Origin of the sequence: Kitasatospora sp. NPDC005856 (assembly GCF_040629945.1) — a bacterium.
Taxonomy (GTDB): domain Bacteria; phylum Actinomycetota; class Actinomycetes; order Streptomycetales; family Streptomycetaceae; genus Kitasatospora.
This window is the reverse complement of the sequence record NZ_JBEXWT010000013.1, coordinates 62,797-89,724: the sequence shown is the minus strand read 5'-3', so window position 1 is coordinate 89,724 and position 26,928 is coordinate 62,797. Positions and strand designations below refer to the sequence as shown.

Sequence of the window (26,928 nt, the reverse complement as noted above, 5' to 3'; positions counted from 1 at the left end):
GTTGCGGGGGTGTTGCGCAAGGGTTTCGTCGAACCCCGGAACCGCCTCCGACCTGCGGGAAGCCGCCCTCGAACACCGGTCGCAGCACGTCATGGGGCTCCTTGTCAAGCCCCGAGACCGGCCCTGACCTGCGAAAACGCCCTTCGGGTGTGCCGAGAAGCGTGTTATTCTGGAAAGCCACGGAAGGGGTCCTGTCACATGACGTTCAAGGTTGGCGACACGGTGGTCTACCCCCATCACGGGGCCGCGCTGATCGAGGCCATCGAAACTCGCCAGATCAAAGGTGTGGACAAGACCTACCTGGTGCTCAAGGTGCAGCAGGGAGACCTGACGCTCCGCGTGCCCGCCGAGAACGCGGAGTTCGTCGGCGTGCGCGATGTAGTCGGCCAGGAGGGTCTGGACCGGGTCTTCGAGGTGCTGCGGGCGCCGTACACGGAAGAGCCGACCAACTGGTCCCGTCGCTACAAGGCGAACCTGGAGAAGCTCGCCTCGGGTGATGTCATCAAGGTCGCCGAGGTCGTTCGCGACCTCTGGCGCCGCGAGCGCGAGCGCGGCCTCTCGGCCGGCGAGAAGCGAATGCTCGCGAAGGCGCGCCAGATCCTCGTCAGCGAGCTCGCGCTGGCGGAGAACACCAACGAGGACAAGGCGGAGACGCTGCTCGACGAGGTCCTCGCCTCGTAGCGCGCGCCACCGCAATGCGGTCGGGCTGCCGCCCAACGCTCACAGCGCCCGGTGCCGGCGCGCCGCTCCTCGGACGAACCGTCCGGGAGTGGTGCATTGGCACGTCGGGCGCTGAGGCATGTCCGGACCACGCCACCCGCCCTAGCCGGCCCAGGGCCCGCAAGGGGCCCGCAAGACCGTTTCTGCCCCCGTTGTCGAGCGGGGCTTGCGGAGCTGTGCGGCGGGCGGTGGACCGTGGTTCTTCGGAAGGGGCCCGGTGCGCCCGCCGGGCACGCCATGGCCATACCCACTTCGCCGAAGGAGTGAAACCTGAACGCGTCAGGAGCAGTCGCAGCAGCAGTGGTGCCCGCCGCCGGACGCGGTGAGCGGCTGGGGCCGGGAGCCCCGAAGGCCCTGCGGGAACTGGGGGGCGTGCCGCTCCTGGTGCACGCCGTCCGGGCCCTGGCCCGCAGCCGGGCGGTCGGCCTGGTCGTGGTCGCCGCGCCCGCCGACGGGGTGGCCGAGGTGGTCGCCCTGCTGGACAGCCACGGGCTGGACGACAAGGACATCCGGGTGGTGGCCGGCGGGGCGACCCGCCAGGAGTCCGTCCGGCTGGGCCTGGCCGCGATTCCGGACGAGGTCGGGATCGTGCTGGTGCACGACGCGGCCCGTCCGCTGGTCCCGGTCGAGGTGGTGGACGCCGTCGCGGCCGCCGTCCGGGCCGGGGCACGGGCCGTGGTGCCGGCGGTGCCGCTGGCCGACACGGTGAAGCGGGTCGAGCCGAACCCGGGCGGGCCCGAGCCGGTGCTCGACACGCCCGAGCGCGCCACCCTGCGCGCGGTGCAGACCCCGCAGGGCTTCGACCGCGCCACCCTGGTCGAGGTGCACGCCAAGGCGCTGGCCGAGGAGAGCGACGGCACCGCCGACGCGCCGCCGGTCACCGACGACGCCGGCCTGGTCGAGCGCTACGGCGGCCGGGTCGTCGTGGTGCCCGGCCACGAGGAGGCGTTCAAGGTCACCCGTCCACTGGACCTCGTGCTCGCCGAGGCCGTACTCGCCCGCCGGAGGGCCGCCGATGCCTACTGACCCGCAGACCCCCGTGATCCCGCGCGTCGGGATCGGCACCGACGTGCACGCCTTCGAGGCCGGCCGCCCGCTGTGGGTGGCCGGGCTGGAGTGGCCGGACGCCGGGGTCGGACTCTCCGGCCACTCGGACGCGGACGTCGCCGCGCACGCCGCCTGCGACGCGCTGTTCTCGGCCGCCGGGATCGGCGACCTCGGCGCCCACTTCGGCACCGACCGCCCGGAGTGGGCCGGCGCGTCCGGGGTGAAGCTGCTCGGCGAGGCGGCCCGGCTGGTCCGCGAGGCGGGCTTCGAGATCGGCAACGTCGCCGTCCAGGTGATCGGTGTGCGGCCGAAGATCGGCAAGCGGCGGGCCGAGGCGCAGGCCGCGCTGTCCGAGGCGGCCGGTGCCCCGGTGTCCGTCTCCGGCACCACCACCGACGGACTGGGGCTGACCGGCCGGGCCGAGGGCCTGGCCGCGATCGCCACCGCCCTGGTGTACGAGCGGCGCTGAGCCCACGGGCCCTGCCGCCGGGGTGGCCGGGAAGGGCCTGGGTGGGCTGGAAGAACCGGGGTGGGCGGGAAGAACGTGAACGGGCGGGAAGAAACCGCCCCTGACGGGTGTTCACCCGGTGTCCCCGGGGCCCGAGTCGCTAGTGTTCGGCTCGGGCCCGTGCGGGGCTTCCGCTCGGGCCGCGCCACGCGACGAGAAGAGGTTTCCGATGGGTGTCGAACTCGCCGACAAGGTCAAGGAACTGCTCGACAGCAAGAGCTTCGCCGTGGTCTCCACGGTCCAGCCCGACGGGAGCCCGCAGGCTTCGGTGGTCTGGGTCACGCGGGACGGCGACGACATCCTGTTCTCCACCGTCCAAGGGCGCCGCAAGCACCTCAACCTGGTCCGGGACCCTCGGGTGTCGCTCCTCATCAACTCGACGGACAACCCGTACGAGTACTTCGAGGCGCGCGGCGAGGCCACGATGACCACCGAGGGCGGGCGGGAGCTGATCGACGAGCTGTCCCACAAGTACATGGGCAAGGACTACGGCTTCGACGGCCCGGAGGACGTCCGGGTGGTCGTCCGGATCTCCCCGCGCAAGGTGGTCGGCAACATCTGATCCACCCGCCCGCCGTCCGGCGTTTCCCCGGGACCGCACCCCCGTTGTCCCGGGGAATGTGGCGGGGCACCCCCCGTCGCCCACTACGCTTGACGCTGTGAGCATTCGTCTGTACGACACCAGCACCCGCCAGGTACGCGACTTCGTCCCGCTTGTACCGGGTTGTGTCTCGATCTACCTGTGCGGCGCTACCGTCCAGTCGGCGCCACACATCGGGCACATCCGGTCCGGGCTCAACTTCGACATCATGCAGCGGTGGTTCGCCTACCGCGGCTACCAGGTGACCTTCGCCCGGAACGTCACCGACATCGACGACAAGATCATCGCCAAGGAGCGCGAGCTCGGCACGCCGTGGTGGCAGATCGGCTACGAGAACGAGCGGGCCTTCAACGACGGTTACGACGCGCTGGGCTGCCTGCCGCCGACCGTCGAGCCGCGGGCCACCGGGCACATCCCCGAGATGGTCGAGATGATGCGTGGGCTCATCGAGAAGGGCCACGCCTACGCGGCCGACGGCAACGTCTACTTCGACGTGCGGTCGTACCCCGACTACCTGTCGCTCTCCAACCAGAAGCTGGACGACCTGCGCCAGCCCGAGGGCGAGGGCGAGACCGGCAAGCGGGACCAGCGCGACTTCGCGATGTGGAAGGCCACCAAGCCGGGCGAGCCGAGCTGGGAGACCCCGTGGGGCCGCGGCCGTCCGGGCTGGCACCTGGAGTGCTCGGCGATGGCCCACAAGTACCTGGGCGCGGCCTTCGACATCCACGGCGGCGGGCTCGACCTGATCTTCCCGCACCACGAGAACGAGATCGCCCAGTCCAAGGCCTACGGCGACGACTTCGCCGCCTTCTGGGTGCACAACGCCTGGGTCACCATGGCCGGCGAGAAGATGAGCAAGTCGCTGGGCAACTCGGTGCTGGTCTCCGAGATGGTCCGGGCGTGGCGCCCGATCGTGCTCCGCTACTACCTGGCCGCCCCGCACTACCGCTCGATGATCGAGTACAGCGAGGAGTCGCTGCGGGAGGCCGAGACCGGTTTCGGCCGGATCGAGGGCTTCATCCAGCGCGCCGTCGAGCGCTGCGGCACGGTCGACGCGGCGCCCGAGGTGCCGCCGGCCTTCGCCGAGGCGATGGACGACGACTTCGGCGTTCCGCAGGCGCTGGCCGTCGTGCACACCGCCGTCCGCCAGGGCAACAGCGCCCTGAACGCGGACGACAAGGAGAGCGTGGTGGCGCGACTGGCCGAGGTCCGTGCGATGCTCGGTGTACTGGGCCTCGACCCGCTCGACCCGCACTGGGCCGGAACGGAGCGCGGCGAGGACCTGCACGGCGTGGTCGACTCGCTGGTCCGCCTGGTCCTGGACCAGCGGCAGGCGGCGCGCGAGCGCAAGGACTTCGCCACCGCGGATGCCATCCGCGACCAGCTCGGCCTGGCCGGGCTGGCGATCGAGGACACCCCGTCCGGCCCGCGCTGGACGATCAACAGCCAGTAACCCCATCCGACGATCGGGGTGATGGGTGGGCCGTACCGGACCGGTGCGGCCCTCCCGCATGACGTACGCATGTCGTCGGCCGCCACCGGGCAACACCGGGGCGGCCGGGGCATGCCGGACAGACAGGAAGTACAGCCATGGCCGGCAACAGCCAGCGCAGGAACCGCCGCAACCCCGGATCGAAGAAGGGCGCGTCTGTCGGTACCGGCGGGCACAGCCGGAAGGCCCTCCAGGGCAAGGGCCCGACCCCGCCCGGCGAGGAGCGCAAGGGCCACCCCAAGCAGCGCGCCGCCAACGCCGCGATCAAGCGCGAGCGGGACGCCAAGGCCCGGGCCGGCATGCGCCGGGCCGGTGCCGGCGGCCGCGGTGGCCGCGGCGGCGCGGGCAGCGCCGAGCTGGTCTTCGGCCGCAACTCGGTGGTCGAGGCCCTGCAGGGCGACGTGCCGGCCAACGCGCTGTACGTCCAGCAGTTCATCGACACCGACGACCGGGTCCGCGACGCCTTCCAGGCCGCCAACGACCGCGGCATCCCGCTGATGGAGGCCCCGCGGCCCCAGCTGGACCAGATGACCGGCGGGATGAACCACCAGGGCCTGGTGCTCCAGGTGCCGCCGTACGAGTACGCGCACCCCGAGGACCTCCTGGCGGACGCCGCCGACGCCGGCCAGGACGCGCTGATCATCGCGCTGGACGGCGTGACCGACTCGCGCAACCTCGGCGCCGTGGTCCGCTCCGCCGCCGCCTTCGGCGCGCACGGCGTGGTCATCCCCGAGCGCCGCGCGGCCGGCATGACCGCCGGTGCCTGGAAGACCTCCTCCGGCGCCGCGGCCCGGCTGCCCGTCGCCCGGGCCACCAACATGACCCGCGCCCTGGAGGCCTACCAGAAGGCCGGCCTGATGGTGGTCGGCCTGGCCGCCGACGGCGAGGCCGAGATCGGCGACCTGGAGCTGCTGACCGGTCCGGTGGTGATCGTCGCGGGCAGCGAGGGCAAGGGCCTGTCCCGGCTGGTCTCGGAGACCTGCGACATGCGGGTGCGCATCCCGATGTCCGGTCTGACGGAGTCGCTGAACGCCGGTGTCGCGGCAGGCATCGTGCTGTACGAGGCCGCGCGGCTGCGCGCCAAGCGCTGAGCGCCGAGTGCTGAGCGCCGAGTCCTGAAGGCTGAATGCCGAGCGCCGAGTGCTGAAGGCTGAATGCCGAGCGCCGAGTGCTGAAGGCTGAATGCCGAGCGCTGAGCGCCATGTGCTGAAGGCCGAGCGCTGAGCACGGGCGGGCGGGGCGCGGATCGCTGAGCACGGCCGGGCGGCCGGGCGCAGGCGATCTTCCGAATTCCCCGCAATCCGAGTGGAAGGCGATCGGGCCCTGATCGGGCCCGATCGCTTTTTTCATGATCACTTCAAATATGCGCCGGACGTGAACCCGGGAGAGTGTCCTAAGCGGCCGTCACCCGGTTAGACGGGCGTGGACACCAGAACACCTCGGCGCCCCCTGTTCGGCGACGGCAGCACCGGGATAGACGCGGGCCCCACCCTCAACACCGTCAAGGTGGAGTCCGACCCTTCGCGGCTCAGCAGCACCCAGGCGAGCTTCCGGCTCCGGCTCGGTGCCCCGGTGGCGCCGCTGATCGAGGCCCCGGCCGGACTACTGTCCACCGGTGCCGCGTTCGGCGACCCCTACGCCAACCAGGGCCTGATCCGCCGTCCGCTGGTCACCCCGCAGGTCGTCGTGCCCGCCTCCGCCGTCCCGGCGCTGGCCGGGGCCGGCGGCGCGCCGCGCCGCAAGGGCCGGGTCACCGCCGTCACCTGGACCGGCCAGGCGCCCCCCGGAGACCTCGCGGCCACCCAGCTGCTGGAAGCGGTGCGCGTGGGCGGCGCCCCGGCCGGCGGCGTCCGCCTGGTCGAGGCGGACACCCAGCGGTTCCCCTCCCTCGCGGGCGCCCGGGCCCTCCCGCGCCAGCCCCGCGAGGGCGCCGGCACCGCCACCGACGCGGGCGTCGGCCCGATCGGCGAGCCGCACGGCTGGACTCCGAGCGGCGAGCTGCCCGAGGTCTCCGCCGCCGACGCCGAGGGCAGGCAGCCCTGGTACCCGGGCCGCCGGGTCGACCTCGGCCTGGTGCTGCTGCCGCTGCGCGCCGTCCTCGGCTCGCTCTCGGTCTACGCAGGGTTCAGCAAGCTCTGCGACCCGGTGTACTTCGACGGCGGCGAGCGCGGCTCGATGATGCGCTGGCTCTCCTCGCTGCACCCCTGGAAGGTCGCCGAGCCGCTGCTGGCCTTCGCCATGGCGCACCCGGTGGGCGCCGGCCTGGTGGTGTCGTTCACCCAGATCGTGGTCGGCGTGCTGACCGTCCTCGGCCTGTGGCAGCGGCTCGCCGCCGGCGCGGCGATGGCGCTCTCCGCCGCGCTGCTGTTCACCGTCAGCTGGCGGGCCGTCCCGGTCTACGACACCCCGGACCTGATCTTCCTCGCGGCGTGGAGCCCGCTGCTGATCGCCGGGGCGCCGTTCGCCTCACTGGACGGGCGGCTCAGCCTGGAGGCCTGGCGCCGGTTCGGCGCGGACGCGTCCGGGGCGCTGCGCCGCCGGGTGCTGCGCCGCGGCGCCGTGGTCACCACGGTCGTCGTCGGCCTGACCCTGCTGCTCGGCTCGATGCTCGGTGCCGCCGTCCGCACCGGTGCCCGGGCGCACCAGGCGCCGGAACGTCCGGCCACCGACTACGGCACCCCGGTCTGGCCGTCCGGCAGCCCGTCCGGCGCCCCCGGCGGGAAGGGCACGTCCACCACGCCCCCGCCCGCCGCCCCGCGCCCGGCCACCCCGACGCCGAGCGCGACCGCCCCGGCCACCACGCCGCCCGCCAAGCCGGCCACCCCGACGCCGAGCGGCAAGGGGCACTCCGGCAAGGCGGACGCCGGGTCGGGCGCCTCCCCGGCCGCGTCCGCGCCGTCCGCCGGTTCCGGCACCGCCCCCGCCTCGCGCAGCACCCCCGGTGCCGGCGGCGCGGGGGCGGGGTCCAAGGCAAGCCCGAGTTCCGGCGGGCTGCTGGGCGGGGTGCTGGGCAGCGCGCCGCTGGCCGACCTGTCCGGCGGTCGGACCTCCCACCCGGGGGCGCCGACCGCGACCTGAGGCCCCGGTGACGGCGATCGGCCGGGTGCTCCGTGGGGGAGCACCCGGCCGATCGCCGTGCGCGTGCGTGGTCCGCGTGCCCGTCCGGTTCTGCAGCGGTGCCGTCCGGTTCTGCGGCGGTGCCGCACGGAGGCCTGTGCGGCGGGGCGACTACCGGGGCGCCCGGCCGGCGCCGGAGGCGAGCTCCTTGGCCGCCTCGGTGAGGTCCTTGGCGGTGTCGATGGCCCGCCAGTACACGCCCTGCGGCAGCTGGTAGCCCGCCAGCCGCTTGCCGCGGGCGAGCTGGGGGAACGTGGTCCGCTCGTGGTCGCCCACGTCCGGCAGCAGCTCGGTGAACTCCGGGCTGAACACGTACAGGCCGGCGTTGATCAGGAAGGGCGAGGGCGGGGCCTCGATGAAGTCCAGCACGTTGCCGAACTGGTCGGTCTCCACCGCACCCCAGGGGATCCGCGGCCGGGCCAGCGCGAGCGTCGCGACGGCGTCCCGCTCGTGGTGGAAGGCGGCCATCTCGCGCAGGCTGAAGCGCGTCCAGATGTCGCCGTTGGTGGCGTACCAGGGCTCGTCCGGGCGGGGCAGCGCCTTGGCCGCGTACTTGAGCCCGCCGCCGCGCCCGAGCGGCTCCGCCTCGACCACCGTGCGCACCCGCAGCGGCAGCTCCGCCTTGTCCAGCCACTCCTCCAGCACGTCGGCGAGGTGCCCGCAGGAGATCACGACGTCGGTGACGCCCTCCTCGGCCAGCCAGGCCAGCTGGTGGCCGAGGATCGGCGTGCCCGTCCCGGGGATCTCGACCAGCGGCTTGGGGCGGTCGTCCGTGTAGGGGCGCAGCCGGGAGCCCTGCCCACCGGCCAGGATGACGGCCTGGGTGACGGGCGTCGTGGTCGGCCGGGGCGCCTGGGGCGTCTGGGGCGCGTGAGGCTGCGAGGGCCGGGCGGACGGGAGGTCGGCGGTGGGGCCGGAGTCAGCGGTCATGCCTGAACAATAAGGCGGCGGACGGGGGTGTCCGCCGCCTCCGGGGCCGGCTCGTTCCCGGCCCTCCGGGCCCCTCGGACCCCTCGGGTGCGTCAGCCGACGACGCCGGCCGCGAACGACCCGTCGCAGACCGGGCGGGCGAAGGAGCGGGCCCGCTGGACGTCGCCCTGGTACTTGCGCACCGCCGCCTTGCCCAGCTCGCCGGCGAGCGAGGTGCAGTACGGCGTCAGCGAGGGCTGCTCGCGCATCGAGCGCTCCAGCAGGTCGAGGGCGGCGGAAGGGTTCTTCGCGCGGAGCTCGTCCAGCAGCGCCACCCGCAGCGAGTCCTGCGGGGCGAGTCCGTCCGATGACTTGGTCGCGGCGCCGGCCGCGTTGTTGGAACGCCCGATCCCGGCGCCGTCGCCGCTGGACGCCGCCACGACCTGCTGGTCGAGCCCGGTCGGCGGGGCCCACGGGACCCGGGTCACGGCGAGGGTGCCGGTGGTCACCAGGACGACCGGCAGGGTCAGGGCGACGGTCTGGCCGATACGGCGCACTAGCTGCTTCACCCTCAGGAGAGTAGCGGTGGGTGCGGGCAGGGTCGCCCTCCGTTACACCATCGAGTGACGCACTGTCCGGTTTCGTCCCTCCATCGTGTTGACGCGGGGGTGTACGGACGGAGCCCGCCGGACCACGGGGGTCCGACGGGCTCCGGGGAGGCGCGAGGTCGCGTCAGTTGCTCAGGCGCAGGCCGGAGCTGGTGGAGAAGACGTGGGTCTCGTCGGCGATCGGCACGACGTGGATGGTCTCGCCGCGGGCCGGGATCTGGCGGCCGGGCACGCGGACGACCAGCTCGTGGTCCTTGCCGCCGATCTGGGTGGTGCCGTAGACGAAGCCGTCCGAGCCGAGCTCCTCGACCACGTTCACGGTCACCGCGACGCCCTCGATGCCGCCCGACGGGACGACCTCGAAGTGCTCGGGGCGGATGCCGACGGTCACCGTCTTGTCGCTGCCGGCGCCGGCCAGGTCCTCGCGGGAGATGTTGACGACCGAGCCGCCGAACTTCACGCCGCCGTCCACCAGCGGCACCTCGACCAGGTTCATGGCCGGCGAGCCGATGAAGCCGGCCACGAAGAGGTTGGCGGGCCTGTCGTACATGTTGCGCGGGGTGTCGACCTGCTGGAGCAGACCGTCCTTCAGCACCGCGACCCGGTCGCCCATGGTGAGGGCCTCGGTCTGGTCGTGGGTGACGTACACCGTGGTGATGCCCAGGCGGCGCTGGAGGCCGGCGATCTGGGTGCGGGTCGAGACGCGGAGCTTGGCGTCCAGGTTCGACAGCGGCTCGTCCATCAGGAAGACCTGCGGCTGGCGGACGATCGCGCGGCCCATCGCGACGCGCTGGCGCTGACCGCCGGAGAGCGCCTTCGGCTTGCGGTCCAGCAGCGTGGTGAGGTCGAGGATCTTCGCGGCCTCCTCGACCTTGGTGCGGATCTCCGCCTTGTTCACGCCGGCGATCTTGAGCGCGAAGCCCATGTTGTCGGCGACGGTCATGTGCGGGTAGAGCGCGTAGTTCTGGAACACCATGGCGATGTCCCGGTCCTTCGGCGGCAGGTGGGTGACGTCGCGGTCGCCGATCCGGATCGCACCGGCGTTGACGTCCTCCAGACCGGCCAGCATGCGCAGGCTGGTCGACTTGCCGCAGCCCGAGGGGCCGACCAGCACGAGGAACTCGCCGTCCGCGATCTCCAGCTCCAGCGCGTCCACCGAGGGCTTGTCCGCCCCGGGGTAGATGCGGGTCGCCTTGTCGTACGTGACAGAAGCCATGGTTGTTGCTCTCCTTCACCGGCAGGAACGTGCCGGACGATCCGAGTAAAGGGGGGTGTCGGTGCTCCGCCGGGCCCAGCAGTGGTCTGAACCACTGCGCGAACCGGCTCCCGGCGACGCTACCTGCGCTTCCGCGACTTGTCAGCCCCCACCCGCCCCGATTTCGGCATCGGTTCCATCACGCCCACCCATCCCACCAACCCCCGGATATCCCCCCATCCCGTCACCCGGGCCCGGTAGACTGCCCCCGGTGCCGCCGTGATCCATCGCGGACGGCCACCGTGCCTCCTTAGCTCAGCTGGCCAGAGCACCGCTCTTGTAAAGCGGGGGTCGTCGGTTCGAACCCGACAGGGGGCTCAGCGCCGGACACGGCAGAAGGGCCAGTTCCACCGGGGGGATCCGGTGGAACTGGCCCTTTCTTTCTGGGCGGGGTCAGTTCGGGGGGAGGGTGAGGGTGGCGAGGGCGCCGCCGGTGGGGTGGTTGGTGAAGGTCAGGGTGGCGCCGATGACGCGGGCGTGGCCGGTGGCGATGGTGAGGCCGAGGCCGTGGCCGCGGCCGCGTTCGGGGGCGTTGGTGCGGAAGCGTTGGGGGCCGTGGCGGAGGAGGTCCTCGGGGTAGCCGGGGCCGTGGTCGCGGACGGTGATCCGCAGGCCGTCGACGTGCAGGTGGATCGGGCCGGCGCCGTGGCGGTGGGCGTTGAGGAGCAGGTTGCCGAGGATGCGGTCCAGTCGGCGCAGGTCGGTGCGGACCTGTCGGTCGGCGGTGATGTCGACGGTGACGTCCAGGCCGGTGAGGGAGACGGTGCGGCGCGCCGCGCGTTCCAGGGGGACGGCGGAGAGGTCGGGGGCCTCGGCGTCGGCGTCCAGGCGGGAGACCTCCAGGAGGTCCTCGACCAGGCCGCGTAGCGCCTGGACCCGGTTCTGCACGAGCTGGGTGGGGCGGCCGGGCGGCAGGAGTTCGGCGGCGGTGACCAGGCCGGTGAGCGGGGTTCGTAGCTCGTGGGCGACGTCCGCGGTGAAGCGCTGCTCGTCCTCCAGCCGCCGGTGCAGGGTGCGGGACATCAGGTCGACGGCGGCGGCGAGGTCGGCCACCTCGTCCTTGCCGTCGACGAGTTCGCCGATCCGGGTGTCCGTCCCGCCGGCCGCGATGCCCCGGGCGGCGGTGGCCGCGGTGCGCAGCCTGCGGCTGATCCGGTCGGCGACGAGCACGCCGGCCAGCACGGTGGTGAAGACCGCGGCGACGACGGTGAGCAGGATGATCCGGTCCAGGTCGGCGATGGCCTGCCGGTCCTGGGTGAAGTCCACCCGGACGGACAGCACCCCGTTCTGCACCGGGCCGGCCGCCCACATCGACTCGCCGGTGCCGTCCGCGGCGAGCAGCGAGCCGTGCCGGCCGCCCTCGGCGAGGGCGCGCAGCCGGTCGGGCAGGGCCGGGTCGTCCACGGCGGCGCCGCGGCCGGCCACCTCGCCGCTGCGGCCGTAGCCGGCCAGCGCGGAGTCGAGGGCGGCGAGGGCGGAGGACCGGGCCTGGTCGACGTGCTGACGGATCATCGCCTGGTGGACCAGCAGGCCGACGGCCACCGCGACCAGGACGGCGATGGCGGCGACGGCGGTGGCGATCTGGCGGCGCAGGGTCATGCCGGGCGCCGCAGCTTGTAGCCGAACCCGCGGACGGTCTCGATCCGGCCGGAGCCGATCTTGGCGCGCAGCCGCTGCACGTGGACGTCCACGACGCGGGTGTCGGCGCCCCACTCGTAGTCCCAGACGCGTTCGAGGAGGGTGGAGCGCTCCAGGACGATGCCGGGCGCGGCGGTGAACTCCAGCAGCAGCCGCAGTTCGGTGGGGGTGAGCGGGACGAGGCGGCCGTCCACCCGGACCTCCATGCTGTCGGTGTCCACCTGGAGGCCCTCGAAGCTGCGTACGGACGGCGTGGGGGTGGAGGCGAGGGCGGGGGTGGTGGTGGGAACAGGGGTGGGGGTGGTGGCGGCGGGGGACGCCGGTGGGGCCTCGGAGGCGTCCGGAGGCGGCGGCGCGATCCGGATGCGGCGCAGCACCGTACGGATCCGGGCGACCAGCACGGCGCTCTCGAAGGGCTTGACCACGTAGTCGTCCGCCCCGGCCTCCAGCCCGGACACCACGTCCACCGGGTCGGTCCGGGCGGACATCATCAGGATCGGCAGCTGGCTCTCCTCCCGGATCCGGCGGCAGAGGCCGACCCCGTCGAGCAGCGGCAGCATGACGTCCAGCAGGAGCAGATCGGGCCGGACGGCGTGGAAGGCCTCCAGTCCCTCCAGGCCGTCGGCCGCCGTGGTGACCGGGAAGCCGTAGCGCTCCAGGGCCATCCGGGTGGCCTCGCGGATCACCTCGTCGTCCTCGACCAGGAGGATGTGCGGGTGGGCGGTGGTGCTGGTGGCGGTGGTGCCTGCGGGGGTCATCGCTTTGCTTCCGGGAGCATGGCTGGGGCGGAGGGGGCGAAGGGCGCGAAGGGCGCGGCGGGCGAGGAGGACGGCCGGGCGGCGCGCGGGGAGGGGACGACGACTCCGGGGGCGGGCTGCTTCGGCGCGAGCGGGGATGGTCGTACCGGCGCCGGGCCGGACTCGGGCGCGGCGGTGTCCGCGCCGGTGGGCGGGAGCAGGCCGACGCCCTCGTCCTTGCGTTCCTTCAGGACGAGCCTGTTGGTGTTCCACTGGTAGAGGCTGGTGGTCCGGGCGTAGGCGCTGGTCGGTTCGAACAGCCACAGGTCGGTGCCGATGGTCGCGGCGCTGAACGCCGGCTGGACCTGCACCTGGAGGACGGGCAGCAGGTGGTCCTCGGCGAGGGCGTAGACGTGCAGCACGACCCGCCCGGGGGTGGTGACGACGGTGATCAGCTCGGGCTGTCCGTCCGCGGAGAGGTCGCGGAACTCGGGGGTGCGGATCTCGCACCCGGCGCAGGAGTCGAGCGCCTGGTGCTCCTCCTGACCCACCTTCGGGTCCTTGGCGAGGACGGCGCGCACGTCGACCGCGGTGATGTCGTGCCCGGGGACGGTCAGGTCCGGTACGGGCTGCGGCGGCTCCTGGGTGACGCCGGCCGCGGTCGTGGCCGGCGGCGGGGAGGTGGGCAGCTTCGGCCAGAGCGGCTGGGGCACCGGCGGCGGTGTGACGGCCCGGGTCGGGCCCTGGTCGCGCAGGCCGCCGGGGGTGGCCCGGCCGAAGGCCAGGGCGGCGAGGGCGAGGACGACGACCAGGCCGGCCAGGGTGGCCACCTGGACGGCGCCGGGCCGGCGGCGGGGTGGTGGTGTCGGTGCTGCCACGGTCGGTGTTCGTCCTCCTGGTCTGCGGCGACGCTCCGGTCGTAGCTCCGGTCGTCGCTCCCGTGACCGCCCCCGGTGGTAGGTCGCCCGGACAGCGGCCGGCGGTTCCGCGACGGTGCTCCGCGCGGGCCGCGCGGCTGGTGCGGGCCGCACGGCCGGTGCGGCCCGCACCGGCCGGCCGTCAGGCCAGGTCCGCCAGCACGATGATGTTGTCCGTCCAGTGGCCGTCCGAGCCGATCCGCCCGCCGCAGGTGATCAGCCGGAGTGCGGGCGCGGGCGTGTCACCGTACACCTGCTCGGTCGGGAAGCGGTCCTTGGCGGCCTGGAGCAGCGTGCGGACCTTGAAGTCCACGGTGCTGCCGTCCGCGCGACGGATCCGGATCAGCTCGCCGGGCCGCAGTTTCGGCAGCTGTTTGAAGACCGCCGGGCCGTGCGCGGTGTCGTAGTGGCCGATGAGCACGGCGGGGCCGGTCTCGCCGGGGGTGGGGCCGTTGCGGTACCAGCCGACCTCCTCGCCCCGGTCTGCCGGCGGCACCTCGACCGTGCCGTCGGGGTTCAGGCCGAGGTCGGCGACCGGTGCGTCCACCCCGACGGAGGGGACCAGCAGGCGGGTCGGCGGCGAGGCCGCGTACGGCTTCGGGGCGTTGGGCGCGGTGCCGGTCCCGGCCGGGGTGCCCGCGGCCGCCGTCCGCGCGTCGGTGCCGGCGCCGGTTCCGTGCCCGGAGGTCTCGACCCGCACCACCGGGGTCTCCCGGCCGGACAGCGCGAGCGAGGTGCCGAGGACCAGGCAGAGCAGGCCCGCGGTGCCGAAGGCGGTGCGGCGCAGTGGGCCCGGGCCGGGCCGGGCGGTGCGGCGGCGGCCCCGGCGGTGGTCCTTGGCGCGCCGACGGGTGGCGGTCCCCGTCACCGGGGCGGCCCCGGCGCCGCTTCCCCGACTGGCCGGGTACGGGGAAGCGGCGCCGGGGTGCCCGGCGGACTCGGGACCGGTGTCAGCCGCGCGCACCGGCGCGGCGGCGCAGGACGGCGAAGCCCAGGGCCGCGGCGCCGACGACCGCGACGGTGCCGCCACCGGCGAGCATCAGCCCGGAACCGTCGGAGGCGGCGGAGCCGTCACCGGCCTGCGCGGCGCCCTTGGGCACCTCGCGGACCTGCGGCGGCCGGGCGCCGCCGGGCGCGGCCGGGGCGGGCGAGGCGACGCCCTTGGGGACGGCCACGGAGGGCGACGCCTCGGGCTTCGGGGCGGAGGGGGCGGGCATGGCGGTCTTCGGCGAGGCGTCGCCGGTCGGGGCGACGATGCCGGGGGCGGCCGGCTTCGGCGCGCCGTCGGCCCAGGCCTGCCCGCCGCTGAGGGTGGCCATCAGCGCGGCGCCGGTCAGGGCGCAGACCGCCAGGACACGGCGGGCGGGCGAGTGGTGGGTACGGCTCCTGCTCATGCGGGTGTCTCCATCGTCTGCATCGGTCGGTACGTGAGTGGCCCGCCGGTCCGCGGTGCGGTTCGCGGGGCCCGGCGTGCTGGTGCCGCGGGGGCGTACGTCGTCGGCGCCGGACGCGTACGTCGTCGTCGCGGACGCCCTCCGGCCGGGCCGAACGGCTCGGCCGGTCGGACCGGTTGGATCGGTCGGACCGGCTCGACCGGCTCGGCCGGTGGCGTCGAGGACGACGTTAGGAGGGCCGTGTCGCGGTCCCCGGCCGGTCGTGTCACGGCCGCCCATCGGCTGCGTAACGGTGCGCCGGGCACCGCGTCACAAGCCGCGCCGCCTCACGGACACCACCACCACCGCCGTCCCCCGGTCACCGTCCCGGCCGCAGCCGGCGGAGCGTCCAGTCCGGGCCGAGCGGGCGGGAGTGGGCGGTGAAGAGTTCGGCGGCCCGGCGGTAGGAGAGGCGGGCGTGGCCGGTGTAGGGGCAGAGGTCGCGGGTGGGGGTGCCGGCCGGGGCGCGGCGGTCGGTGAGGAAGAGCGGGCCGGTGGCGCGGCCGGCCACCAGGAGGGGGAGCAGCCGGGCGGTGCCGGACTGCCAGTGGAGGGTGGCGTGCCCGGGGCGGGTGCGGCGGCGGGGCAGGTCGAGGTGGTCGGCGTCCAGGGCGAGGACGGTCTCGATCGCGGCGGCGGACTCGTGCAGCAGGTGCCAGAGCGCCTGTTCGCGCAGCGGCGCGCGGAGGGCGAACAGGGCGCGCAGCTCCTCGGGGGTCAACGGGCCCGCGGCCGTTGCGGGTTGGGGAAGTGGGAGGGCGAGCAGGCCCGCGGTCGGGTCGCCGTCGAGCCAGCCCCGGGCCCGCCACCAGGCCACGGCGGCGCGCAGGGTGGAGAGCTCCCGGTTGAGGGTGCGCGGGTCGGTGTCGGCTGCGCGCCGGGCGGCCGCGGCGCGCAGCCGGTCGGCGGCGTCCGGGTGGTCGAGCAGGGCGAGCGGCAGGACGGGCGGCCGGGCCCGCCGCCGTTCGGGGCCGGTGGGGGCGGGCCGGTCGGCGAGTGCCCAGGCCCAGGTGTCCAGTGCGATCCGGTAGATCCGCCGGGAGCCGTCGGCGAGGCCGGAGGCGGCGAGGTAGCGCTCGACGGCGACGGCGTACTCGACCGGCGGGAGTCCTGCCGCAGTTCCTGTCACAATCGCCACGATCGCCTTCTTCCGCAGTAAACAACTCCGACAAGCCTGCTTGAACCCTAGCTGGAATTCGCAGTAAAGGGCAGGTGGGGAGCTGTGGAAAGGGCAATTTACTGCGGTAGGTCGATCGGCTCGGAACATTGATTCGAAAAGACTCAAGTTTTTCGCCGGAACCTCTTGAAGCGCTCCCCGTCCAACCGCAGACTTGCTGCACATGGCAGTGCAGACCCAACGGATCCCGGCCCGAAAAAGGCGTCCGGGAGGCCGTCTCGCCGTGCTCGGCGAGCGCGATTTCACATGGTTCTTCCTCGGATACGCGACCTCCCTGGTCGGCTCCTCGATGGCGCCGGTCGCGGTCGCCTTCGCGGTGCTCGACGGCGAGGGCGGCAGCGGCGGCGCAGGCGGTGACAGCGGTGGCGGCACCGCCCTGGGGTGGGTGATGGCGGCCCGGATCCTCCCGGTGGTCCTGGTGCTGCTGGCCGGCGGGGTGATCGCCGACCGGCTCGGCAGTCGCCGGGTGATGCTGGGCTCGGACCTGTTGCGCGGCCTGGTCCAGGCGCTGTTCGCCGGGCTGTTGGCGGCCGGGCACGCGCCGGTCTGGGCGATGGTCGCGCTGGTGGCGCTCTGGGGCATCGGCGAAGGGCTGTTCATGCCGGCCTTCGGTGCGATCGTGCCCGACCTGGTGCGCCGCAAGGAGCTGATGGCGGACGCCAACACCCTGCTGGGGCTGGCCCGTTCGGTGTCCACGGTGGTCGGCCCCGCCACCGCCGGGCTGGTCACCGCCGCCTGGGGCCCGGCGACGGTGCTGCTGGTCGACGCGGCGACGTACGGCGTCGGCGCCTTCGCGCTGGCCAGGCTGCGGCGGCCGCTACGGGCAGCGGCGGGCGGCGGGGAGTCCATGATCCGGGACGTGCGGGCCGGCTGGTCGGAGTTCACCTCCCGCCCCTGGCTGTGGATCACCACCGTGCAGATGGGCCTGTTCAACCTGCTGGTCTGGGCCCCCTTCCTGGTGCTCGGCCCGCTGCTCGCGCAGCGGGACCTCGGCGGCGCCCGGGCCTGGGGCCTGGTGATGGGCGGGTACGGCGCGGGCGCGGTGCTGGGCGGCCTGCTGCTGCTCGGCCGCACCCCCGCCCGTCCGCTCGCGGTGGCGTCCGTGGCGGCGCTGGCCTGGGCGCTGCCCTCCGGGGTGCTCGCGGCCGGGGCGGGACTGCCCTGGGTGGTCGCCGGCGCGCTGGTGGCCGGGGCCGGCTCGGCGGTCTGCGGGACGCTCTACAACACCACCACGCAGAAGTGGGTGCCGGTGGAGCTGCTCGGCCGGATGACGGCCTTCGGCGTCCTGGGCTCCTTCGCCCTCGGCCCGCTCGGACTGGCGGCGGCCGGCCCGCTGGCGGGGCGGTTCGGCGCGGACGCCGTGCTGCTGCTCGGGGCGGTCTGGCAACTGGCGGCCGGGGCCGTAGTGTTGGCCGTACCGGCGGTACGGAACCGCCGCTGGGAGGAGGGCCCGGACAGCTGACCAACCCCCGGACGGCTTCGGGGCGCACCCCCGGCCCACCGCGCACCGCGCCCGGCCGGCCCCGGAGTGCGACCGGCTGCCCCTCCCGCACGTACGCCTCCGCGGCGGGCGGGGCGGCCGACCCGGTCGTACGGTGGAGGGCGGGGGAGACGGAGGAGGTCGATCATGCCCGGCTCGCTCACCATCAGCCATCACGGATCCGCGGTCACCCTGGACCACGCGGACGCGGAGCGGCTCGCCACCGTCATGGCGGACCTGGCGTACCTGCTGGAGATCCCGGGGTCGAACCGGATCAGTGAGGAACAGCTGGCCGTGCTGTGCGAGGGCCGCGCCCCGGACCGTGCCGATCTGGTGCACTGGTGCGCCTCGCTCGCCCGCGGGCTGAAGGGGCAGCTCTGACCGGAGCCGCCCGCGTCGAGGGCCGGCTGCCGTACGACCGCTCGCCGTACGACCGGCTGCCGTACGACCGGCTGCCGTACGACCGCTCGCCGTACGACCGGCTGCCGTGCGACCGCTCGTCGTACGACCACCGCTCGCCGTGCGACCGCCCGCCGTACGATGGCGCGCGGGGCGGGGACGCCTCCCGGGTGCCGGGTCGGCCGGTGGCCGGTCCGGCGGAGGGTGGGGGCCCGAACGTGCCGCAGTCCTGGTCGATGTCCTGGCTCACCGTGCCCACGCCGCTGCCCAGCGGGCCGATGCACGTCGCGGTGACCCCGCTCGGCGTGGCGTCGGCCGGTTACACCGGGCCGCGCGAGGCCGCAGCACCGGCGTGCACCGACGAGTCGAAGGTCACCGCCGTCACCGAGCGGATCGGCGCCTACCTGGCGGGCCGCACCCGCGAGTTGGGCCTGCCGGTCGACTGGAGCCTGAGCTCCGGTCCGCACCGCGCGGTGCTGCAGACGCTCTGGCGCGAGGTGCCGTACGGCCGGACCATCACCTACGGCGAACTGGCCGCTCTCAGCGGGGTGTTCGAGGACGTCACGGAGCCCGGCCTGGCCGCCCGCACGGTCGGGCAGATGATGGCGGCCAACCCCGTCCCCCTGCTGGTGCCCTGCCACCGGGTGGTGGCGGCGGACGGGATCGGCGGCTTCGGCGGCGGCCGGGTCGGGATCGAGGTGAAGCGCTGGCTGCTCACCCTGGAGGGCGTTCTGGAGCCGACCCTCGACTGGAACGGCCCGCTGTAGCGACGGGGCCGCGGCCGGCGAGGGGCTCGTGGCCGCCGGCGGTCCCGCCGCTGCCGCCGGTCGTCACGCCCGGACCGGCGACGCCCCCGACGACACCCGTCCGGCCGCCCGGCGCGGCAGCACCGGCTGGATGCCGGGCACCAGGGTGTACGCGGTCCCGCGCACGTCCGGTTCCGCCTCCGTGTACTGCGGCCGTTCCCCGAGCGCCAGCCGCACCGCGTCCCACGGCAGGTTGAGGCCGCACAGCCGCAGCTGGTGGAGCCCGGCGGCGGGGCGGGTGTTGACGTCGATGACCACCGGCCGGCCGTCGAGGCTGCGGAACTGGACGTTGGACAGGTACGCCATCCCGGTCGCCCGGACCAGCCGCCGGACGGGCTCCAGGTAGCACTCCTCGGTGGTGAAGCCCCGGCGGCGGCCCTCCTTGGTGCGCCCGACCACGGTGAGCGGGCTGCCGTCCCGGTCGGCGAGGCAGTCCACCGAGACCTCCGGCCCGTCCAGGTAGGGCATCACCAGCAGGTCCGCCGGCTCGGTGTCCGGGCCGCCCCCGGCCAGGGCGGCGGCGACCTGTTCGACCTGCACCCGGTGGTCCCAGCCGACCAGCCGCCGGGCGTCGTAGGGCTCCCGGGTGAGCACCCGGAATCCCGCGCCGCCGGCGCCGGCGGTGGGCTTGAGGCAGGCGGTGCGGCCGGTGTCCTCGATCCGCTCCACGGCGTCCCACAGCTCGCCGGGGGTGCGCACCCGCCACCAGGGCGGGGTGGGCAGCCCGGCCCCGGCGATCGCCGCGTAGCCGTCGGCCTTGCTGGTGAACGCGGCTATCGCGGTGGCCGGCGGGCAGAGCAGCGCGGTGCCGATCGCCTCGAACTCCGGTCGGGCGAGGGCGATGGCGAGCTGGTGCAGCTGCGGGACGAAGACGTCGATCGCGTGCCGGGCGCAGTAGTCCAGGGCGTAGTCGACGTAGCCGGCGTAGCCGTCGGCGGCCGGGTCGGCGGGCTCCGGGGCGCCGTGGTCGGCGGCGGCGAGCACGGGGGAGTCCGGGTCGCCGTGGGTCGCGTGGACCACCACGGGGCGCGGGGCGTCCCGCAGTTGTTCGACGAAGTAGACGTTCTCGGCGTAGGTGCGGTTCAGCCAGACACGTACGGGTGCACTCATGTGACCTTCTCGGTAAGCGAGTTGACGAAGGATCAGGGCACCCTAGCGGCCTGTTCGAACGGCCCGGGCGGCGGGGCCCCGCGGGCGGATCGTGGCGAGGGGTGGCGCGGGCCGGGGTGTCGATGGGGGAGGATGGGACGCGACGCTGCGATGTGTTCGAATAAATAGTCGAACGCATATCGATCGGCTGATCTATTCGTACTATTTGTTCGGCCATTCAGAACCACTCGAACGAGTGATTGCGGGGCGTCCCTGAATGGGCCCACCATGAAGCTGCAACACGCATGTGCAAGGTGACACTTCATTGGGATATGCGAAGGGCTCCCCTCATGTCGACCGAAACCAATGCCGGTATTCCTGCGCCCGGTGCGCAATCGGAGATCCGGCAGCAGCAGGCTCTGAGCACGGCGGGCGCGCGGAACCTCGCGACGACCACCAAGTCCGCCCCGCAGATGCAGGGCATCAGCCCGCGCTGGCTGCTCAGGAGGCTGCCCTGGGTGCAGGTGTCCGGCGGCACCTACCGGGTGAACCGCCGTCTGCGCCACTCGGTCGGCCGCGGCCGGGTGGGTTTCGTCAAGACCGGCGCCGAGGTGCGGATCGTCCCGCCCACGCTGGCCGAGGTGCCGGTGCTGCGCGGCTTCCAGGACGAGGCCGTGCTGGAGGAGCTGGCCTCGCGCTTCGTGCAGCGGGACTTTGCCGCGGGTGACGTCCTGGTCCAGGCCGGGGCGCCGATCACCGAGGTGTTCCTGATCGCGCACGGCAAGCTCGACCGGCTGGGCACCGGCAAGTACGGCGAGGAGACGGTGGTCGGCACCCTCGCCGACGGCGACCACCTCGGCGACGAGGCGGTCCGGCAGGACGGCGGCGACTGGCCGTACACCGTCCGCGCCGCGACGTCCGGCACCGTGATGACGCTGTCCTGGCCCTCCTTCCAGGAGCTGCACGACCGCTCCGAGGCGCTGCAGCTCCAGGTCATCGAGTACCTGAACGGCTTCCAGCAGGCGCAGAACAAGCACGGCGAGGCCGCGATCGACCTCTCCGCCGGCCACCAGGGCGAGTACGACCTGCCCGGCGCCTTCGTGGACTACGAGCTCAAGCCGCGCGAGTACGAGCTGAGCGTCGCCCAGACCGTGCTCAAGGTGCACACCCGGGTCGCCGACCTCTACAACCAGCCGATGAACCAGACCGAGCACCAGCTCCGGCTGACCATCGAGGCCCTGCGCGAGCGGCAGGAGCACGAGCTCGTCAACAACCCCGAGTTCGGCCTGCTCAGCAACGCCGCGTACGACCAGCGGTTCCAGACCCACTCCGGCCCGCCCACCCCGGACGACATGGACGAGCTGCTCAGCCGCCGCCGCAGCACCAAGATGTTCCTGGCCCACCCCAAGGCGATCGCCGCCTTCGGCCGGGAGCTCAACAAGCGCGGCCTCTACCCGGGGACGGTCGAGGTCGAGGGCAAGCAGATCATGTCCTGGCGCGGCGTCCCGGTCTTCCCGTGCAACAAGATCCCGATCGAGGGGGGCACCAGCTCGATCATCGCGATGCGCGTCGGAGAGGACAACCAGGGCGTCATCGGCCTGCACCAGACCGGAATTCCGGATGAATACCAGCCGAGCCTTTCGGTGCGGTTCATGGGAATCGACGACAAGGCCATCATTTCCTACCTGGTGAGCGCCTACTACTCCGCCGCGATCCTGGTGCCGGACGCGGTCGGTGTCCTGGAGAACGTGGACATCGCGCAGTACTGACGGATCGCGCAGCGCTGAGGGTTCGCGCAGCACCGGCGGTTCGCGGGGCCGCTCGCAGAGCCGCCTGCCCGGCCGGGGCCGCCCGGCCGGGCAGGCGCGCCCCGGCACCGCATCCCGGAACCGCAACCCCGGCCCGCCGTCGGCGGGCCGTTCCACGACAGGCGCCCGACAGGGGGAGACACCCATGACCAGTCCCACGCTGGAGCGGGACCACAAAGAGGGGCACGAGGCGGCGGACATCCTCGCCCGGACCCGCGCCCTGGTCGACCCGGTCCTGCGGGCCGCCGTCGACTCGCTGCCCGGCACCATGCGCAAGGTGGCCGGCTACCACTTCGGCTGGTGGGAGGCGGACGGCACCCCCGCCGAGGCCTCCGCCGGCAAGGCGATCCGGCCGGCCATGGTCCTCGCCGCCACCCAGGCCCTGGGCGGCAAGCCCAGCGAGGCCGTCGCCGCGGCCGCCGCCGTGGAGCTGGTGCACAACTTCACCCTGCTCCACGACGACGTCATCGACCGGGACGACACCCGGCGCCACCGGCCCACCGCCTGGCGGGTGTTCGGCACCACCGAGGCCATCCTGGCCGGGGACGCCATGCACTCCCTCGCGCTGCGCCTGCTCGCCGAGGACACCCACCCGGCCGCCCACGGCTCGATCCGTCGGCTCGCGGACTGCGTGGTCGAGCTCTGCGAGGGCCAGCAGATCGACTGCGCCTTCGAGCGGCGCAACGACGTCTCGCTGCCCGAGTGCCTGGCGATGGCGGAGGCCAAGACCGGTGCGCTGCTGGGCGCGGCCTGCGCGATGGGGGCCCTGTACGGGGGCGCCTCCGAGGAGGCGGCGCAGGCGCTGGACGGCTTCGGGCGGGAGATCGGCCTGGCCTTCCAGCTGATCGACGACCTGATCGGCATCTGGGGGGATCCGGCGGTCACCGGCAAGCCGGTCGGCGCGGACCTCGTCGCCCGGAAGAAGTCGCTGCCGGTGGTCGCGGCGCTGGGTTCCGGCACCGTCGAGGGCAAGCGGCTGGCCGAGCTGTACGCGATCGAACGCCCGCTGAGCGCAGAGGAGTTGACGCAGTGCGCGGCGGCCGTCGAGGCAGCCGGCGGACGCGGCTGGGCGCAGGGCGAGTCCTGCGAGCGGATGGCCACGGCGATGGCGCAGCTGGCCGCCGCCGTCCCGGAGCCGGCTGCGGCGGACGAACTGCTGACGCTCGCCGAGCTGGTGACCCGCCGCACGCACTGAACGGGCCGTCCGGGGCGAACCCGCCCCGGACGCTTCCCCGTTGTCTCCCCGGCAGCGGGAGGCCCAGCGGCGGGAGGTCCAGCGGCGGAAGTCCAAGCGGCGGGAGGCCGCGGAGTGGGAAGTCGGCCCGGTCGACTTCCCACTCCTGTCCGCTCCCGCCGCGCGGGGCGGACCGCCGTCAGCCGAAGGCGGCCAACAGTCGCCGCTCCTTGGCGGGTTCGATGCCCTGTCGCACCGCCGCCCCCGGCCGCCCCTTGCGCCCCTCGGCGTCGGTGTCCTCGACCGGTCCGCGCCGCCGCAGCCACTCCCAGGTGTCCCGCGCCGTCTCGGCGAACGGGCGGCAGCGCAGCCCGGCCGCCTCCGCCCGGCCGGTGTCGGCCAGCCAGGCGCCCGCCAGCTCCGGCAGGTCCGGTGCCCAAAAGGGGAGTTCGGTCCACGCGCCGACCTGGTCCGGTCCCTCGGCGAGCAGCGGTCCGTCCGGCACCCAGACCAGCTCGGTGTCCACGGCGCCCGCGACCTCCCGGCAGGTCGCCAGCCACTCGCCGAAGGTCAGTCGCCCGGGCGGCGCCGTGGTGACGTAGCGCCCCGCCGTCCCGGCCGTCAGCAGGTCCAGCCCGAAGTCGGCGAAGTCCCGGACGTCGATCACCTGCATGGTCCGCCGTGGATCCCCCGGGGCGAGCACCCGCCCGCCGCGCGCCATCCGCTCCAGCCACCAGGGCAGTCGGCCGCCGAACTCATGCGGTCCGACGAGCAGCCCGCTGTTCAGCACCAGCGTTCGCTCCTCGCCGAACCCCGCCAGCACGGCGCGCTCGCAGCCGGCCTTCAGGGCGTTGCCGGGCGGTTGGCCGGGCGGGGTGTCGGCGGGGCAGGGGTGCGGCGCGGAGTCCTCGTCGATCACACGGGCGGGCCAGTCGGCGAAGGCGTGCACCGAGGAGACGAAGGTGTAGTGGCCGGCCCGCGCGCGCAGCAGCCGGGCGCTGAGCGCGGCCTGGGCGGGCTGTTGGGCGGAGGTGTCGACGACGGCGTCCCAGCTGCGGCCGTCCACCAGCCGGGCGAGGTCCCCGGGACTGTCGCGGTCGCCCCGGACGGCCTCGACGCCGGGCAGGTCGGCGGCGCTGCGGCCGCGGTTGAAGGCGGTCACCCGGTGGCCCCGGGCGAGCGCCTCGGCAGCGTAGGCCCGTCCGAGGAAGGACGAGCCCCCAAGCAGGAGGATCTTCATACCGAGGACCCTCTCGCGGCCGCACCGCCCGTACACCCGGATTCGCGGTCAGCAGATGTCCGGCGGGCAGGTCGGGCCGGACGCCGCACGGCAGCCGGCAGCCGGCAGCCCGAAGTGCCGCCCCACCCGGCCCCGCTTAGCATCCGAGGTGTACCGCGGTCGGCGACCGAACCCGGTCCGGTGCCTGCCCGGAGCACAGCCCGGGCGGTGGACGGGAGCACGGCCCGGGCGGCGGGCCCGCCGCCCGCCGCCGGTACGAACGGCCCGCCGCCGAGCACCCCGCCGACCGGCTGCCCGCCCGCCCCGGACGAAGGACCCGCGATGAACCAGCCCGAGCTGGAGGCCTTGGCCGCCGACGCGTACGTCTACGGCTATCCGCTGGTCGCCGGCCTCACCATGGTCGAGCGCTTCACCCGGGGCGGCCTGGGCACCCTGCCGGCGGCGCCGTTCAACCACCTCAGCCACGCCACCCGGCTGGCCGGTCCGGCCGACCACTTCGTCTCGGTCAACAACGACACGGTCTACTCGATCGCCCAGCTCGACCTCTCCGAGGGCCCCCAGGTGCTGCGCGTGCCGGACACCGCGGGCGCCTACTACGTCCTGCAGATCATCGACGCCTGGACGGACAACGTCGCCTACCTCGGCCGCCGGGCCACCGGCACCGGGGCGCAGACCTGGCTGATCGTCCCGCCCGACTGGCACGGCACCCCGCCGGACCCGAGCCGGGTGATCGAGCTGCCGACCACCGTCGGCACCCTCGTCGCCCGCTTCGCCTGCACCGGGCCGGACGACCTGCCCCGGGTCCGGGCCCTCCAGACCGCCCTGGAACTGGAGCCGCTGGAACCCGGCGGTCTGGTCGCCGGACTGCCCGAGCCGGACGGGGACGTCCCCGAGCGGCTGGCCTTCTTCGAGCGGCTGCGGGTCTGGATGCAGGCCTTCCCGCCCGCCACCGCGGACATCGAGTACCAGCGCCGCTTCGCCCCGCTCGGCCTGCTGGACGACGGCGCCTCGCCGTACCGCGCGGCCGTCCCCGAATGGACGCTGGCGCTGGCCAAGGGCCTGGCCGCCGGCCGGGAGCGGGTCGAGGACGCCACCCGCCCGCCCGAGGACCACCCGCCCGGCGAGTGGCGCAGCGCGCTCCACCTCTTCGACTACAACACGGACCACCTGGGCCCCGGCACCCTGGACGACCCGGAGTGGCGCATTCCCGACCGTCGCGCCGCCTACCTCAGCCGGGCCGCCGCCGCCCGGGCCGGCCTCTGGGGCAACCACGCCTACGAGGCCTCGTACGCGATGACCTACGACGACTCCGACGGCCGCCCCCTCACCGGCGTCCACGACTACACCCTGCGCTTCGACCGGCTGCCCCCGGCCGGGGCGTTCTGGTCCGTCACGATGTACTCCGTCCCGGACTACTACCTGGTGGAGAACCCGGTCGACCGCTACTCGATCGGCGACCGCACCCCCGGCCTCGTCCACGGCGAGGACGGCTCCCTCATCCTCTTCCTCCGGCACGACCAGCCCGAGGACCCGGACGCAGCCGCCAACTGGCTCCCCACCCCGCCCGGCGAGTTCCGCCCCATCCTCCGCATCTACCAGCCCGAGCCCGCCGTCCTGGACGGTACCTACCAGGCCCCGCCGATCCACCGCGTCTGACGCCCCGCACGACACCCACCACCCGGGCCCCTCCCGCCGGCGGGCCGACCCCGACCTCGCGCCAGAAGTCGGTCCGGTCGACCTCCCGCGCGAGACCTGGAGGTCGTCGACGCGAGAGCGGGTGGGGAGACGGCGTCGAAATAATCCCGGGGCCGGGCGCGGGGGCGGTGCTACGGTCGGGCGCCATGAGTTGGCTTCCCGATGACTTCGTCCATCCCGTCCAGGTGCCGCTGCCGGGCGGGGCCCACCACCTGCGGCCGGTCCGGGAGACGGACGCGCCGATGGACTACCCGGCCGTGATGGGCTCGCGCGAGCGGCTGTGGACCATCTTCGGTCCGGCCTGGGGCTGGCCCGCCGCCACCATGACCTTCGAGGCCAACCAGGCCGACCTGCTGCGGCACGAGAAGGAGATCGCCGCACACGAGTCGTTCAACTACGCGCTGCTGGACGCGGAGGAGACGGCCCTGCTCGGCTGCGTCTACATCGACCCGCCCGCGAAGGCCGGCGCGGACGGTGAGATCTCCTGGTGGGTGGTGGACGACCTGGTGGGCAGCGAGGTCGAGCGGGCCATGGACGCGCTGGTGCCGCGGTGGATCGCCGCCGACTGGCCGTTCGAGCGGCCGCGCTTCCTCGGCCGCGGGATCTCCTGGTCGGACTGGCTCGCCCTGCCCGCACACCCCGACGCGTGAGCCCGACCTCGTCCCCGCGCCCCGGCCCACCGCCGGGGCGCGGGGACGAGGGTCAGGCTTCGACGAAGTGGTCGAACTCGCCCGCCTTGGCGCCGCGCACCCAGGCGTTGAACTTGATGCGGGTGGTGGTGACGATCAGGGTGGGGTCGTTGGACTGCCGGATGTAGACCTGATCGCCCTCGGAAGCGATCTCGATCCACTCGTCCTTGTCGACGCTGGTGCTGGACCTCTGCCAGTCGAGGTGTTCCACGGATGCCCTCCCGGTGGTGCGTGGCGGCCGGAACGAGGGTACTGGTCCCTGTGCACGGGTGGCGGCATCGTTTCGGTCATGTCAATTCGTGCGAGACGTTGTGCTATTCCATTGGGGTGTCAGTCGTTCCTACACTGAAGCCCCGCCGCACGGGGGCTGCGGGAGGCAGGTTTGCCGA

Annotated in this window: 26 protein-coding genes and 1 tRNA gene; 15 read left to right on the top strand and 12 right to left on the bottom strand. The window is 74.1% G+C overall.

Annotated features, from left to right (window positions below):
• The first annotated feature begins 198 nt into the window (after positions 1-198).
• The 7 genes from ABZ449_RS11000 to ABZ449_RS10970 all read left to right on the top strand — a co-directional run bounded on the left by ABZ449_RS11000 (position 199) and on the right by ABZ449_RS10970 (position 7,446).
• On the top strand, positions 199-681 hold the full coding sequence (locus ABZ449_RS11000; protein WP_014136563.1) for a CarD family transcriptional regulator: 483 nt from the start codon (positions 199-201) through the stop codon (positions 679-681).
• A 309-nt stretch (positions 682-990) separates the two neighbouring features.
• Entirely contained in the window at positions 991-1,746 is a 756-nt protein-coding gene (ispD, locus tag ABZ449_RS10995; RefSeq protein ID WP_360343805.1) for a 2-C-methyl-D-erythritol 4-phosphate cytidylyltransferase, read from the top strand.
• Positions 1,736-2,236, top strand: a complete 501-nt coding sequence (ispF, locus tag ABZ449_RS10990) for a 2-C-methyl-D-erythritol 2,4-cyclodiphosphate synthase (RefSeq protein ID WP_360343643.1) — start codon at positions 1,736-1,738, stop codon at positions 2,234-2,236. Before ispD ends, ispF begins: the two co-directional genes overlap by 11 nt.
• Positions 2,237-2,444: 208 nt before the next feature.
• Positions 2,445-2,837: a PPOX class F420-dependent oxidoreductase gene (locus ABZ449_RS10985; RefSeq protein ID WP_360343640.1), complete on the top strand. Its 393-nt coding sequence runs from the start codon at positions 2,445-2,447 to the stop codon at positions 2,835-2,837.
• Positions 2,838-2,934: 97 nt separating this feature from the next.
• The gene (gene cysS / locus ABZ449_RS10980; protein ID WP_360343637.1) at positions 2,935-4,329 is read left to right on the top strand and encodes a cysteine--tRNA ligase; all 1,395 of its coding nucleotides are present in this window, start codon (positions 2,935-2,937) and stop codon (positions 4,327-4,329) included.
• 137 nt (positions 4,330-4,466) lie between these two features.
• Positions 4,467-5,459, top strand: coding sequence for a 23S rRNA (guanosine(2251)-2'-O)-methyltransferase RlmB (rlmB, locus tag ABZ449_RS10975; protein WP_360343634.1), 993 nt, complete (start codon positions 4,467-4,469; stop codon positions 5,457-5,459).
• Between the two features lie 331 nt (positions 5,460-5,790).
• Positions 5,791-7,446 (top strand): DoxX family membrane protein, encoded by a 1,656-nt coding sequence (locus tag ABZ449_RS10970; protein WP_360343632.1) that lies wholly within the window; start codon positions 5,791-5,793, stop codon positions 7,444-7,446.
• A 150-nt stretch (positions 7,447-7,596) separates the two neighbouring features.
• Here ABZ449_RS10970 and ABZ449_RS10965 read toward each other — a convergent pair whose 3' ends face one another.
• From ABZ449_RS10965 to ugpC, 3 genes are all read right to left on the bottom strand, one after another.
• Entirely contained in the window at positions 7,597-8,415 is an 819-nt protein-coding gene (locus ABZ449_RS10965; RefSeq protein ID WP_360343629.1) for a nucleotidyltransferase family protein, read from the bottom strand.
• A 92-nt stretch (positions 8,416-8,507) separates the two neighbouring features.
• Positions 8,508-8,963, bottom strand: coding sequence for a hypothetical protein (locus ABZ449_RS10960; protein ID WP_360343626.1), 456 nt, complete (start codon positions 8,961-8,963; stop codon positions 8,508-8,510).
• Positions 8,964-9,126: 163 nt separating this feature from the next.
• Positions 9,127-10,218, bottom strand: coding sequence for a sn-glycerol-3-phosphate ABC transporter ATP-binding protein UgpC (gene ugpC, locus ABZ449_RS10955; protein ID WP_360343623.1), 1,092 nt, complete (start codon positions 10,216-10,218; stop codon positions 9,127-9,129).
• Between the two features lie 283 nt (positions 10,219-10,501).
• Here ugpC and ABZ449_RS10950 point away from each other — a divergent pair.
• Positions 10,502-10,575: transfer RNA gene (locus ABZ449_RS10950), tRNA-Thr, on the top strand.
• A gap of 75 nt (positions 10,576-10,650) precedes the next feature.
• Here ABZ449_RS10950 and ABZ449_RS10945 read toward each other — a convergent pair.
• The 6 genes from ABZ449_RS10945 to ABZ449_RS10920 form a co-directional block, all read right to left on the bottom strand.
• The gene (locus ABZ449_RS10945) at positions 10,651-11,856 is read right to left on the bottom strand and encodes a HAMP domain-containing sensor histidine kinase (RefSeq protein WP_360343620.1); all 1,206 of its coding nucleotides are present in this window, start codon (positions 11,854-11,856) and stop codon (positions 10,651-10,653) included.
• Entirely contained in the window at positions 11,853-12,653 is an 801-nt protein-coding gene (locus tag ABZ449_RS10940) for a response regulator transcription factor (protein ID WP_360343617.1), read from the bottom strand. The genes ABZ449_RS10945 and ABZ449_RS10940 overlap by 4 nt, the downstream gene beginning before the upstream one ends.
• The gene (locus tag ABZ449_RS10935) at positions 12,650-13,510 is read right to left on the bottom strand and encodes a hypothetical protein (protein ID WP_360343615.1); all 861 of its coding nucleotides are present in this window, start codon (positions 13,508-13,510) and stop codon (positions 12,650-12,652) included. Before ABZ449_RS10935 ends, ABZ449_RS10940 begins: the two co-directional genes overlap by 4 nt.
• A gap of 181 nt (positions 13,511-13,691) precedes the next feature.
• Positions 13,692-14,417 carry a class F sortase gene (locus tag ABZ449_RS10930; RefSeq protein WP_360343612.1) on the bottom strand — a complete coding sequence of 242 codons (726 nt, stop codon included), beginning with the start codon at positions 14,415-14,417 and terminating at the stop codon, positions 13,692-13,694.
• A gap of 82 nt (positions 14,418-14,499) precedes the next feature.
• On the bottom strand, positions 14,500-14,943 hold the full coding sequence (locus ABZ449_RS10925) for a hypothetical protein (RefSeq protein ID WP_360343609.1): 444 nt from the start codon (positions 14,941-14,943) through the stop codon (positions 14,500-14,502).
• A 358-nt stretch (positions 14,944-15,301) separates the two neighbouring features.
• Positions 15,302-16,120 carry a hypothetical protein gene (locus ABZ449_RS10920; RefSeq protein WP_360343606.1) on the bottom strand — a complete coding sequence of 273 codons (819 nt, stop codon included), beginning with the start codon at positions 16,118-16,120 and terminating at the stop codon, positions 15,302-15,304.
• 202 nt (positions 16,121-16,322) lie between these two features.
• Between ABZ449_RS10920 and ABZ449_RS10915 the strand changes: the two genes are divergently transcribed.
• From ABZ449_RS10915 to ABZ449_RS10905, 3 genes are all read left to right on the top strand, one after another.
• The gene (locus ABZ449_RS10915; RefSeq protein WP_360343603.1) at positions 16,323-17,621 is read left to right on the top strand and encodes an MFS transporter; all 1,299 of its coding nucleotides are present in this window, start codon (positions 16,323-16,325) and stop codon (positions 17,619-17,621) included.
• Between the two features lie 165 nt (positions 17,622-17,786).
• The gene (locus ABZ449_RS10910) at positions 17,787-18,020 is read left to right on the top strand and encodes a hypothetical protein (protein WP_360343600.1); all 234 of its coding nucleotides are present in this window, start codon (positions 17,787-17,789) and stop codon (positions 18,018-18,020) included.
• Positions 17,981-18,805 (top strand): methylated-DNA--[protein]-cysteine S-methyltransferase, encoded by an 825-nt coding sequence (locus ABZ449_RS10905; protein ID WP_360343597.1) that lies wholly within the window; start codon positions 17,981-17,983, stop codon positions 18,803-18,805. Before ABZ449_RS10910 ends, ABZ449_RS10905 begins: the two co-directional genes overlap by 40 nt.
• A gap of 63 nt (positions 18,806-18,868) precedes the next feature.
• Here the strand turns inward: ABZ449_RS10905 and ABZ449_RS10900 are convergent, their stop codons facing one another.
• Positions 18,869-19,954 (bottom strand): ATP-grasp domain-containing protein, encoded by a 1,086-nt coding sequence (locus ABZ449_RS10900; protein ID WP_360343594.1) that lies wholly within the window; start codon positions 19,952-19,954, stop codon positions 18,869-18,871.
• Between the two features lie 329 nt (positions 19,955-20,283).
• On the opposite strand from ABZ449_RS10900, the gene ABZ449_RS10895 reads away from it, so the two are divergent.
• Positions 20,284-21,702 (top strand): family 2B encapsulin nanocompartment shell protein, encoded by a 1,419-nt coding sequence (locus tag ABZ449_RS10895; RefSeq protein ID WP_360343591.1) that lies wholly within the window; start codon positions 20,284-20,286, stop codon positions 21,700-21,702.
• 184 nt (positions 21,703-21,886) lie between these two features.
• Positions 21,887-22,936 carry a family 2 encapsulin nanocompartment cargo protein polyprenyl transferase gene (locus tag ABZ449_RS10890; RefSeq protein ID WP_360343588.1) on the top strand — a complete coding sequence of 350 codons (1,050 nt, stop codon included), beginning with the start codon at positions 21,887-21,889 and terminating at the stop codon, positions 22,934-22,936.
• A gap of 178 nt (positions 22,937-23,114) precedes the next feature.
• Here the strand turns inward: ABZ449_RS10890 and ABZ449_RS10885 are convergent, their stop codons facing one another.
• Complete coding sequence (locus ABZ449_RS10885; protein ID WP_360343585.1) at positions 23,115-24,155, bottom strand: NAD-dependent epimerase/dehydratase family protein; 1,041 nt, start codon at positions 24,153-24,155, stop codon at positions 23,115-23,117.
• A 321-nt stretch (positions 24,156-24,476) separates the two neighbouring features.
• Between ABZ449_RS10885 and ABZ449_RS10880 the strand changes: the two genes are divergently transcribed.
• Positions 24,477-25,811, top strand: a complete 1,335-nt coding sequence (locus ABZ449_RS10880) for a DUF1254 domain-containing protein (RefSeq protein WP_360343582.1) — start codon at positions 24,477-24,479, stop codon at positions 25,809-25,811.
• A 185-nt stretch (positions 25,812-25,996) separates the two neighbouring features.
• A complete protein-coding gene (locus tag ABZ449_RS10875; RefSeq protein WP_360343579.1) occupies positions 25,997-26,500 on the top strand; it encodes an N-acetyltransferase in 504 nt (167 codons plus the stop codon).
• 52 nt (positions 26,501-26,552) lie between these two features.
• On the opposite strand, the gene ABZ449_RS10870 is transcribed toward ABZ449_RS10875, so the two are convergent.
• Positions 26,553-26,750: a DUF397 domain-containing protein gene (locus ABZ449_RS10870; RefSeq protein WP_360343576.1), complete on the bottom strand. Its 198-nt coding sequence runs from the start codon at positions 26,748-26,750 to the stop codon at positions 26,553-26,555.
• Positions 26,751-26,928 lie beyond the last annotated feature (178 nt).

Bases quoted from the DNA above. Each gene is read 5' to 3' on its own strand.
- ABZ449_RS11000 (WP_014136563.1), top strand. From the start codon at position 199: ATGACGTTCAAGGTTGGCGACACGGTGGTCTACCCCCATCACGGGGCC.
- ispF (WP_360343643.1), top strand. From the start codon at position 1,736: ATGCCTACTGACCCGCAGACCCCCGTGATCCCGCGCGTCGGGATCGGC.
- ABZ449_RS10985 (WP_360343640.1), top strand. From the start codon at position 2,445: ATGGGTGTCGAACTCGCCGACAAGGTCAAGGAACTGCTCGACAGCAAG.
- rlmB (WP_360343634.1), top strand. From the start codon at position 4,467: ATGGCCGGCAACAGCCAGCGCAGGAACCGCCGCAACCCCGGATCGAAG.
- ABZ449_RS10965 (WP_360343629.1), bottom strand. From the start codon at position 8,415: ATGACCGCTGACTCCGGCCCCACCGCCGACCTCCCGTCCGCCCGGCCC.
- ugpC (WP_360343623.1), bottom strand. From the start codon at position 10,218: ATGGCTTCTGTCACGTACGACAAGGCGACCCGCATCTACCCCGGGGCG.
- ABZ449_RS10945 (WP_360343620.1), bottom strand. From the start codon at position 11,856: ATGACCCTGCGCCGCCAGATCGCCACCGCCGTCGCCGCCATCGCCGTC.
- ABZ449_RS10940 (WP_360343617.1), bottom strand. From the start codon at position 12,653: ATGACCCCCGCAGGCACCACCGCCACCAGCACCACCGCCCACCCGCAC.
- ABZ449_RS10925 (WP_360343609.1), bottom strand. From the start codon at position 14,943: ATGAGCAGGAGCCGTACCCACCACTCGCCCGCCCGCCGTGTCCTGGCG.
- ABZ449_RS10915 (WP_360343603.1), top strand. From the start codon at position 16,323: ATGGCAGTGCAGACCCAACGGATCCCGGCCCGAAAAAGGCGTCCGGGA.
- ABZ449_RS10910 (WP_360343600.1), top strand. From the start codon at position 17,787: ATGCCCGGCTCGCTCACCATCAGCCATCACGGATCCGCGGTCACCCTG.
- ABZ449_RS10900 (WP_360343594.1), bottom strand. From the start codon at position 19,954: ATGAGTGCACCCGTACGTGTCTGGCTGAACCGCACCTACGCCGAGAAC.
- ABZ449_RS10895 (WP_360343591.1), top strand. From the start codon at position 20,284: ATGTCGACCGAAACCAATGCCGGTATTCCTGCGCCCGGTGCGCAATCG.
- ABZ449_RS10890 (WP_360343588.1), top strand. From the start codon at position 21,887: ATGACCAGTCCCACGCTGGAGCGGGACCACAAAGAGGGGCACGAGGCG.
- ABZ449_RS10885 (WP_360343585.1), bottom strand. From the start codon at position 24,155: ATGAAGATCCTCCTGCTTGGGGGCTCGTCCTTCCTCGGACGGGCCTAC.
- ABZ449_RS10880 (WP_360343582.1), top strand. From the start codon at position 24,477: ATGAACCAGCCCGAGCTGGAGGCCTTGGCCGCCGACGCGTACGTCTAC.
- ABZ449_RS10875 (WP_360343579.1), top strand. From the start codon at position 25,997: ATGAGTTGGCTTCCCGATGACTTCGTCCATCCCGTCCAGGTGCCGCTG.